This window comes from Streptomyces sp. LUP30 (assembly GCF_001746365.1).
Taxonomy (GTDB): domain Bacteria; phylum Actinomycetota; class Actinomycetes; order Streptomycetales; family Streptomycetaceae; genus Streptomyces.
Map to the genome: position 1 here is coordinate 1 of NZ_MJAJ01000102.1, position 9,109 is coordinate 9,109.

Genomic DNA, 9,109 nt, shown 5'->3' on the forward strand with positions numbered 1-9,109 from the left:
TGGCCGCCACGGTCGCCCCCTACCGCCTCGGCGGCGAGCGGATCGCGCGGGCCGCGCACGCCGCCGCCGCCCTGGCCGCGTTCGAGGGCGGCCCGCTCACCGCCGACCATGTGCGGCTGGCCGCCCGGCAGCAGTCGGCGTCCGGACTGGAACAGCACGCCCGCCGGATCCGGCCCGACGTCGGCTGGGAGGACCTCGTCCTGCCCGAGCGGCCGCTGACCCAGCTGCACGAACTGGCCCTGCGCGCCCGCCACCGCGACCGCGTCCTCGGCGACTGGCGGCTCAGCGCGGGAGGCGGCCGCGGCCGGGGCGTGCTCGGTCTGTTCGCGGGCGAGTCCGGCACCGGCAAGACGCTGTCCGCCGAGGTGGTCGCCGCCGAGCTCGGGCTCGACCTGTACGTCGTCCAGCTGTCCTCGGTCGTCGACAAGTACGTCGGCGAGACGGAGAAGAACCTCGAACGCATCTTCACCGAGGCCGACCGCACCGACGCCGTGCTGCTCTTCGACGAGGCCGACGCCGTCTTCGGCAAACGCTCCGAGGTCAAGGACGCCCACGACAAGTACGCCAACATGGAGAGCGCCTACCTGTTGCAGCGGCTGGAGTCCTTCGACGGCATCGCGCTGCTCACCACCAACCTGCGCGCCAACATCGACGAGGCGTTCACCCGTCGCCTCGACCTCGTGGTCGACTTCCCGTTCCCCGACGCCGGCCAGCGGCTCGCGCTGTGGCGGCACGGGCTGGCCCATGTGCCGTGCGCGGCGGGCATCGACCCCGCGCCGCTGGCCAGGGACTTCGAGCTGGCCGGCGGCTCCATCCGCAGCGCGGTCGTCACCGCCGCCTATCTCGCCGCCGGACGCGACGAGCAGGTCGGCGACGCCGACCTGCTGGAGGGGGCCCGCCGCGAGTACCGCAAGGCGGGCCGTCTGGTGCCGGGCGAGGCCAACTGGTAGCCCCCGCAAGGGGACCGCGTGCGGTGACTACTGAGCGCGCCACTTCTGGTTGGGCGTGCCCGAGCAGGTCCACAACTGGAGCTTCGTGCCGTTGCCGGTGCCGTTGTCCTTGGCGTCGATGCACTTGTTCGCCTGCGGGTTCACCAGGTCGCCGTACTCGCTCAGCACCCACTGCTGGGCGGGGTTTCCGGAGCAGTTGGCGACCTGGATGACCGCGCCGTCGTCCTTCGAGCCCCAGGCGACGTCCATGCACAGGCCGAGCGCGCGTACGGTGCCGTCGCTCTTGAACACCCACTTCTGGTTCGCCGACCCGGCGCAGTCCCACAGCTGCAGCGGCGTGCCGTCCTTGCCCTTGCCGTTCTGCGCGCCGGTGATGTCGACGCACCGGTCGGAGGCCTTGCCGATGATGACGGCTCCGGGCACAGGGGGAGCGGGCTTGACGCCGCCCGAACCGCCGGAGCCTCCCCCGCCGCCGCTCGCACCGCCGCCGCCCGACGTCGACGAGCCGCCGGGAGAGGCCGCGCCGGCGGGCGGCGGGGCCGGCACGGAGGGCGCCTGCGGCTCGGGCAGCGGAGCGGCGGAGGCGTCCGCCTTCGGCGCGGACGGCGCCGACACCGACGGACCGGGCAGCGCCGTGCTGCCGGCCTCCACCAGCTTCTCCCTGGCCCCGCTGCTCACCTGCGGCTTGTACGCCAGCCAGATCATCACGAACGCGATCCCGAAGGCCAGGCCGAGGCTGAGCGCGGTCGCCAGCCAGCGCGGCAGGAACCCGCGCTGCACGAACGTGCCGTCCACCGACAGCGGCACCGCGCCCGAGCGCTGCACGTTCAGCGTGTACGGCCGCTGCTCCTTCGAACCGAACCAGATGATCTGACGCGGCCGCAGCGTCGTGTCGACGAACGCCGCCCGCCCCGGCTCGATCTGCACACTGCCCGGCCGGAACTCGTACCCCAGGTGGTCGCCCATGTCGCCGCCCGCGACGGACGCCGTCACCCGGGTGTTGCCGAGGTTGTCGACGGCGAGCCGCGGCCGGCCCCGGAACCGCCCCTTCACGGTCGGCGGCACCAACTCCGCCCGCACCTCCGTGAACGGCGTGACCGTCAGGTTCCCCTCCGGCACCGTCACCGCGTCCGGATGCTCCGTCGGCGTGATCCGCACCGCGTACGGATGAGGACCCGCCGCAGCATCCGACGTCCGCGGCGGCGCGAACGTCAGCTCCACCGTCCCCGTCGTCCCCGGATACACGCCGGACGGGAGCCGGTCAGGAAGCCAACGGGCACGACCGCTGCCCGAAGGGGACGGCCGGCCGTGCCCCCGCACACGTCGCGGCCCGGCTCAGACCGTGAAGCGGACGGCCTCCAGCTGGAGCCGGTCCTGCATCGGGCTGCCGCCGTAGAGCCAGTCGCCCGGCTTCGTGCAGCCGTACCCCAGCCAGCCTCGGTTCCTGATGTGCGGGTTCTGGCAGACGGAGCCCTCCATCGTCTTGATGGTGAACCCCTCCATCACCGCGACCGCGGGCTTGCTGGAGCCCATGTACATGTCGACGCCGTCGGACGCCTTCGACCACTTGTCCCCGGTCAGCCAACCCCCGTCCACATGAGCCGCGTTGCCCGTGACGCCGCCCGTGCGCGCCGTGGCGATGTTGAGCGCCTTGATGCCCAGGTTCTTGCCGGTCGTCCCGGCGATCGCGCCGTCACAGACCGGGTCCTGCCAGCCCTTGTCCTCCACATAGGCGCGGTAGCAGATGTGCCGCCCGTCGCTGCGCGCCGCCAGCTTGTTCACCGCGACGGCCGCGGTCTCCTGCTTGGGCTTCGCGGGCGCCTTCGGCTGGCCCCCGCCGCCCCCGCCCCCGCCCCCGCCGGCGTCGGCCGCCGCACTGCTCACCGGGGCCTCGGGCGCGGCCGCGGCCGTCGGGGTGGGCACCAGGGCCGGGGCGCTGGGCGTGGCCGAGGGGCTGGGCGCCAGTGTGTTGACGTCCGCCTGCGCGACCTTCTCCGACGCCAGGCTGCGCACCTGCGGCTTGTACGTCAGCCAGATCATCACGAACGCGATCGCCAGGGCCACGGTGAGGCTGAGCGCGGTCGCCAGCCAGCGCGGCAGGAACCCGCGCTGCACGAACGTGCCGTCCACCGACAGCGGCACCGCACCGGAACGCTGCACGTTCAGCGTGTACGGCTGCTCCTCCTTCGAACCGAACCAGATGATCCGGCGGGGGCGCAGCGTCGTGTCGACGAACACCGCGCGTCCCGGCTCGATCTGGACGCTGCCCGGCTTCAGGTCGTACGCGAGCCGGTCCCCGGTGTCGCTGCCGCTCAGCGAGGCGGTGACGCGGGTGTTGCCGAGGTTGTCGACGGCGAGCCGCGGCCGGCCCCGGAACCGCCCCTTCACGGTCGGCGGCACCAACTCCGCCCGCACCTCCGTGAACGGCGTGACCGTCAGGTTCCCCTCCGGCACCGTCACCGCGTCCGGATGCTCCGTCGGCGTGATCCGCACCGCGTACGGATGAGGACCCGCCGCAGCATCCGACGTCCGCGGCGGCGCGAACGTCAGCTCCACCGTCCCCGTCGTCCCCGGATACAGGCTCACGCGCCGACGCTACGGGGAGGCCGTGTGCGACGTCAGAGGCAGGAGGGCAGGCCGTCCTGCCCGCCGGGCCCCGGCCGACTGCCCGGAAGTCCCCCAGAGCCCCGAAACCCCCGCCCCTCCCGCTCCCGCGATCCGACGCCGACCCGGAGAGGGCGGGGGCGGGCGGAGGCGGTGCGGCATGTCGGGCGGCGCAGCCGTACGGAAAGGCGGGTGCGGTCGGCACCGAGCTGCCCGTGGGGGCAGGTGAAGTGCCCCGGAGTGTGCACCGAGGGCCGTTTCGGAGCACGCGCTTCGCGCGTGACGGTGAAAGACGTCCTGACGCGTACCCCGAGGAGAGCACAGCATGCCGTCCTACCTGTCGCCCGGCGTATACGTCGAGGAGGTGGCCAGCGGCTCCCGCCCGATCGAGGGGGTGGGCACCTCGGTGGCGGCCTTCGTCGGGCTCGCCCCGACCGGCCCGCTCAACGAGCCGACGCTGGTGACCAACTGGACCCAGTACGTGGCGGCTTTCGGTGACTTCACCGACGGCTACTACCTGGCGCACTCCGTCTACGGGTTCTTCAACAACGGCGGCTCGGCGGCGTACGTCGTCCGCGTGGGCGGTACCCCGGCGGGAGCCGCCGGGGACGCCAAGTCCCCGACCGCGCTGGCCGGTTCGGGCTCCGCGCCCGCCGCGCTCCCGGCCGGTGAGCCGAAGCAGCTCGGCACCTTCACGGTGACGGCCCTGACGTCGGGCGAGAACGGCGGCCCGCTGAACGTCGAGGTCGCCGACGCCGAGGGCGAGGGCCCCGCAGAACGCTTCAAGCTGATCGTCAAGGACGGCGACAAGCCCGTCGAGACCTTCGACGTGAGCGCCAAGAAGGGCAACCGCTCCTACGTCGTGACGCAGGTCAAGGAGCGCTCCAAGCTGATCTCCGTGGCCGAGGCAGCGCCCGCCGCGCAGCTCGTCCGGCCGGAGAACCAGACGGTCGCCCTGCCGGCCGCGCCCTCCGCCGCTCCCGCCGTGCCGACGGAGGAGAGCGCCCCCGTCGGCCCCGCCCAGTACCTGGGCGACAGCTCCGACCGCACCGGCTTCGGCGGCCTGGAGGCCGTCGACGAGGTGTCCATGGTCGCGGTCCCCGACCTCATGGCCGCCTACCAGCGCGGCGCGATCGACCTGGAGTCCGTCAAGGCCGTCCAGCTCGGCCTGATCGCGCACTGCGAGCTGATGGGCGACCGCGTCGCGATCATCGACCCGCCGCCCGGCCTCAACGCGCGTCAGATCCGCGTCTGGCGCCAGGAGACGGCCGGCTACGACTCCAAGTACGCGGCGCTGTACTACCCCTGGATCAAGTCCTTCGACCCGTCCGCGGGCCAGGCCCGGCTGATCCCGCCGAGCGGCCACGTGGCCGGCGTGTGGGCCCGCAACGACTCCGAGCGCGGCGTCCACAAGGCCCCCGCCAACGAGGTCGTGCGCGGCGCGGTGGACCTGGAGATCCAGATCACGCGCGGTGAGCAGGACCTGCTCAACCCGATCGGCGTCAACTGCATCCGCGCGTTCCCCGGACGCGGCATCCGCATCTGGGGCGCCCGCACCCTCTCCTCGGACCCGGCCTGGCGCTACCTCAACGTCCGCCGGTACTTCAACTACCTGGAGGAGTCGATCCTGATCGGCACCCAGTGGGTGGTGTTCGAGCCGAACGACCACGCCCTGTGGGCCCGGATCCGGCGCAACGTCTCGGCGTTCCTGGTGAACGAGTGGCGCGCGGGCGCGCTGTTCGGCGCCCGTCCCGAGGAGGCGTTCTACGTCAAGTGCGACGAGGAGTCCAACCCGCCGGAGTCGGTCGACCTCGGCCGGGTGGTGTGCGAGATCGGCATCGCGCCGGTCAAGCCCGCAGAGTTCGTGATCTTCCGCCTGGCCCAGTTCCAGAGCGGCAGCGGGGAGCTGGAGGAGTAGCGGCGCGGGCCACCCCCCCCTGCTTCCGAACCCGTACCGCTCCGCAGTCAACTCCCGTAGAAGGAAAGCCAGATGAGTCTCCAGCCGGGTGACGCCCTCACTTCGCACAATTTCGGCCTGCAGATCGACGGCGTGATGGTCGAGTACCTCGCCGAGGTCAGCGGCCTCAGCATCGAGCAGGACGTCATCGAGTACCAGCAGGTGTCCGCGCAGGGCAAGCCGGTCACCAAGAAGCTGCCGGGCGTGAAGAAGGCCGGCACCTGCACGGTCGTGCGCGGCATGACCCAGTCCGCGGCGTTCAACCAGTGGATCACCGAGTCGATCAACGGCGTGATGGGCACCGCCCGCAAGAACGCCACGATCATGGTCATGGACTACATGAACAACCCGGTCAAGCGGTACAACATGCGCAACGCCTGGTGCAGCAAGATCGACACCAGCACGGTCAAGGCGGGCGAGGCGTCCGCGCTGACCGAGACCGTGACGATCACGTTCGAAGAACTGGTCATCGAGTAATGCGGCGTACGGCTGTCCGGGCGGCGGCGGCGAGCGGGGAGCCGCAGGAGGCGCTCCCGGCCACCGCCGTGCCCGAGCCCGCACCGGCCGCGGTCCCCGCCGCGGCCCCCGCCCCGGCGGCGTACCGGCTCCAGACGGAGTTCCCCTTCGAGCTGCCGCGCGGCTACGTCGACGAGGCGGGCACGGTCCACCGCGACGGCGTGATGCGGCTGGCGACGGCGCGGGACGAACTGGTCCCGCTCCGCGACATCCGCGTCCAGGAGAACCCGGCGTACCTGTCGGTGGTCCTGCTCGGCCGGGTCATCACCCGCCTCGGCACGCTGCCGCTCGTCCACGACGGGATCGTGGAGAACATGTTCGCCTCCGACCTGGCGTTCCTCCAGGACTTCTACCGCCAGGTCAACGCCGAGGGACACACCCGCGCCTCGGTGCGCTGCCCCCACTGCTCGGAGCCCTTCGAGGTGGAACTCGGCGGGAGCCGCCTGGGGGAATCGTGACGTACGCGACCGACCGGCTGCACGAGGAGATCGCGTACGTCGCCTACCACTTCCACTGGAGCCAGGACGACATCCTGGACCTGGAACACCACGACCGGCGCCGTTACGCCGACCAGATCGCGTCCCTGGTGACCCGGGGCGGGGCGGAGGGCTGAGTCATGGGGTTCCTGGAACGACTGCGCGGTGGACGCGGCGGGCGCGGCGGAGACGGAGAGCCTGCCGGGCGCGGGACCGCGGGCGGCACGGCCCACGGCGGCGGCACGGGAGCGCCGACGTCGGCGGACGGCCCCGGTGGCGGCGCCGGTTCGGCGGGGGACGGCGGTGCGGGGGCCCGTGTCGTCCCGGCCGCCTGGCCCTCGCTCCCGCCCATCCGGCGGACGGCCGCAGCGGGCCCGTCGGGGGTCGCCGACGCCGGTTTCGGCGGCCGGCTGGCCACCTGGCAGAACCCCTCCTTCATGGGCGTCCGCTCCCACGCGGTGCTGGACGCGGGCCCCGGCGGGCTGATGAGCAGCCTGCGGGCGGCTGCCCCGGCTCCGGAGGCGGAGCCCCGACGGGCGGCAGCGGTGCCGCCCCGGGCGACACCGCTGCAACGCGCGCTCCCGTCGCCGCAGGCTCAGACACCGACACCGACACCCACGCCTGTGTCCGTGCCTGTGCCGACACCCACGTCGGCTTCGGGTCCGCTGTCGGCTCCCGGCCCGAATCCGGCTTCGGGCCGGCTCGGCCCGGCCGGCGCGCCCGGCCCGTCCTCGCCGAGCGCGCCCGCGCGCCCCTCCGCGGTGACGGCTCCGGGCCCCCCGAACGTCCCGGTGGTCGCCGCCCGCCCGGCGCAGGCCTCCTCTCCCGCTTCCGTCCCCCCGGCGCGGGGCATCCGGGTGTCCCCGGCAACCCCGCCCCCGGCCAGGGGGCCGGCCCCGCTGACGAGGTCGACGTCCGCGCCGGTCCAGCGACGCACACTGCCTGCCCGGCCGGCGTCCGCCGCCGCGCCGTCCGCCGGCACCGGCCCGGCACAGGTCTCGGGCCGGGACACGGGTGCCGCCGGGGCCGACCCGACGACCGCCAAGGAACCGGCTCCGGGCCCGCGAGCGGCCACCGCCGCGGGCCGAACGGGGGCGGCGACGGCGGCCGACTCCCCGACGACGGCGGTCCAGCGGGCGGCGATGACCGCGCCCTCACCCTCGCCCTCGCCCTTGCCGTTGCCCCCGCGCTCGTCCTCGCCCCCGCCCACGCGTGACGGCGTCGAGCCCGCGGCCCCCGTCTCCCCTACCGCAGACGGTTCCCCGACCGCCCCGCGCCCGGTCGCACTCCAGCGGGCTACGGCGGACCGGCATGAGACAGCCGCGCCGATCGGTGCCGGCACGGGCACGGGCGGCAAGCCCACAGTCACGCCCACAGTCACGCCCACGGTCACGGGCCGACCGGTCGTGGCTCAGCGGGCAGTCGACGCCCCGCACGAAGCCGCGCCGCCGGCGTCGGCATCGGCGGCGGCCACGTCGGCGCAGAGCGGCGCCCGCGCCGGAGACATCCCTGCGTCCGCGGAAGGGACTGCGTCCGCGGAAAGGCCTGCGTCCGCCCGCCCGCCCCTGGAGATCCAGCGAGCGGTGAGCCGGCGTGAAGCCGCCGCGCCCCGCAACTCCCCTGTGGGACAAGGGGCTACGTCCGCGCCCGGCAGCGCCCCTGCGGGAGGGGGCCCCGCGTCCGCGCCGCAACCGGTCGCACCGCAGCGGGCGGTACCCCGGGACGAAGCCGTCGCGCCCACCCCGCCGCCGGTCCCCCTCCAGCGAGCGGTGACGCGGCACACGGCGGGCGCACCCGGCGCGCGCCCCGGTCCTTCGGCGGTGACCGGCGCCGCGCCCGCCATGGACAGCGGTTCCGCTCTTCCCGCCCTTCCGGTCCATGCGGCCCCGGACCCCTCACCAGGTACGGCACGGCCTTCCGCGGGCCCCGGCGGTCCGGGCGCGGCGACGGTTCCGTCCGTCGGCTCCCACGACGTACAGCGGGCGATCCCGGGGCGTGCGGTCGCGCCTGCCCCGAGCGCCACTCCCGCCGCTCCTCGGCCGCGTGACGCGCGGAGGACGTCGGCAGGAGCGGCGGCGGGCGACGGCCCGTCGCCCACACCCGCCCACGGCTCGCCCACACCCGCCCACGGCCCGTCGCCCACACCGGCCCACGGCCCGTCCGCGTCCTCCGCGCCCCGTCCGGCCCCCGCCCCCCGCTCCTCCTCCGTGCCCGCCCCGCGCTCCGACGCGGCCGTGCCGCCCGCCCCGGTGAGCGGGCGAGCCGTCCCCGCCGTCGGTCCCGCCTCCGGTCCCGTGTCCGCCGCGGACCCCGTTCGGAGCAGCTTCACCTCGCCCTCGTCCTCGCCGTCGCCCCCTCCATCCCCGTCGCCCTCGCTCTCGCCCTCCGTCTCCGCCTCGGGCGACGGCAGCCCCGCGGCGCCTCTCGGCGTACAGCGCGCGGTGACGTCGTCGGGCGTGGTCCCGGGGTCGTCGTCGGGCGGGCCCCTCGGCCCCCCGTCCCCGGAGGCGGGCAACCCGGTTCCGCCGCCCGCCGGTTCGGCCCTCCCGCCCTCCTCCGCACGGCCCGCCGCCGGTCCCGCACCCGCGCCCGCACCGGTGCCCCCC

The 9,109-nt window shown here is 74.6% G+C and carries 7 protein-coding genes and 1 pseudogene; 5 read left to right on the forward strand and 3 right to left on the reverse strand.

The genetic code is table 11. The features are described 5' to 3' along the window. The coding region (locus BG482_RS39570) for an ATP-binding protein (RefSeq protein WP_141746724.1) at positions 1–950 on the forward strand (950 nt) is incomplete at its 5' end. Positions 951–977: 27 nt separating this feature from the next. On the opposite strand, the pseudogene BG482_RS39575 reads toward BG482_RS39570, so the two are convergent. Together BG482_RS39575 and BG482_RS39580 are read right to left on the reverse strand one after the other, a co-directional pair. Then, positions 978–2,195: pseudogene (locus BG482_RS39575) on the reverse strand (ricin-type beta-trefoil lectin domain protein); the annotation flags it as partial. 90 nt (positions 2,196–2,285) lie between these two features. Next, positions 2,286–3,536, reverse strand: a complete 1,251-nt coding sequence (locus tag BG482_RS39580; RefSeq protein WP_079142704.1) for a hydrolase — start codon at positions 3,534–3,536, stop codon at positions 2,286–2,288. Positions 3,537–3,879: 343 nt separating this feature from the next. On the opposite strand from BG482_RS39580, the gene BG482_RS39585 reads away from it, so the two are divergent. From BG482_RS39585 to BG482_RS44455, 4 genes are all read left to right on the forward strand, one after another. Further along, the gene (locus BG482_RS39585) at positions 3,880–5,472 is read left to right on the forward strand and encodes a phage tail sheath subtilisin-like domain-containing protein (protein WP_069774060.1); all 1,593 of its coding nucleotides are present in this window, start codon (positions 3,880–3,882) and stop codon (positions 5,470–5,472) included. 72 nt (positions 5,473–5,544) lie between these two features. After that, the gene (locus BG482_RS39590; RefSeq protein WP_069774061.1) at positions 5,545–5,988 is read left to right on the forward strand and encodes a phage tail protein; all 444 of its coding nucleotides are present in this window, start codon (positions 5,545–5,547) and stop codon (positions 5,986–5,988) included. Beyond that, positions 5,988–6,485 carry a hypothetical protein gene (locus BG482_RS39595; protein ID WP_069774062.1) on the forward strand — a complete coding sequence of 166 codons (498 nt, stop codon included), beginning with the start codon at positions 5,988–5,990 and terminating at the stop codon, positions 6,483–6,485. Before BG482_RS39590 ends, BG482_RS39595 begins: the two co-directional genes overlap by 1 nt. Then, complete coding sequence (locus tag BG482_RS44455; protein WP_167467653.1) at positions 6,482–6,640, forward strand: DUF6760 family protein; 159 nt, start codon at positions 6,482–6,484, stop codon at positions 6,638–6,640. The genes BG482_RS39595 and BG482_RS44455 overlap by 4 nt, the downstream gene beginning before the upstream one ends. Positions 6,641–7,098: 458 nt before the next feature. Here BG482_RS44455 and BG482_RS39600 read toward each other — a convergent pair whose 3' ends face one another. Continuing rightward, a complete protein-coding gene (locus tag BG482_RS39600; RefSeq protein WP_069774063.1) occupies positions 7,099–7,713 on the reverse strand; it encodes a hypothetical protein in 615 nt (204 codons plus the stop codon). Positions 7,714–9,109 lie beyond the last annotated feature (1,396 nt).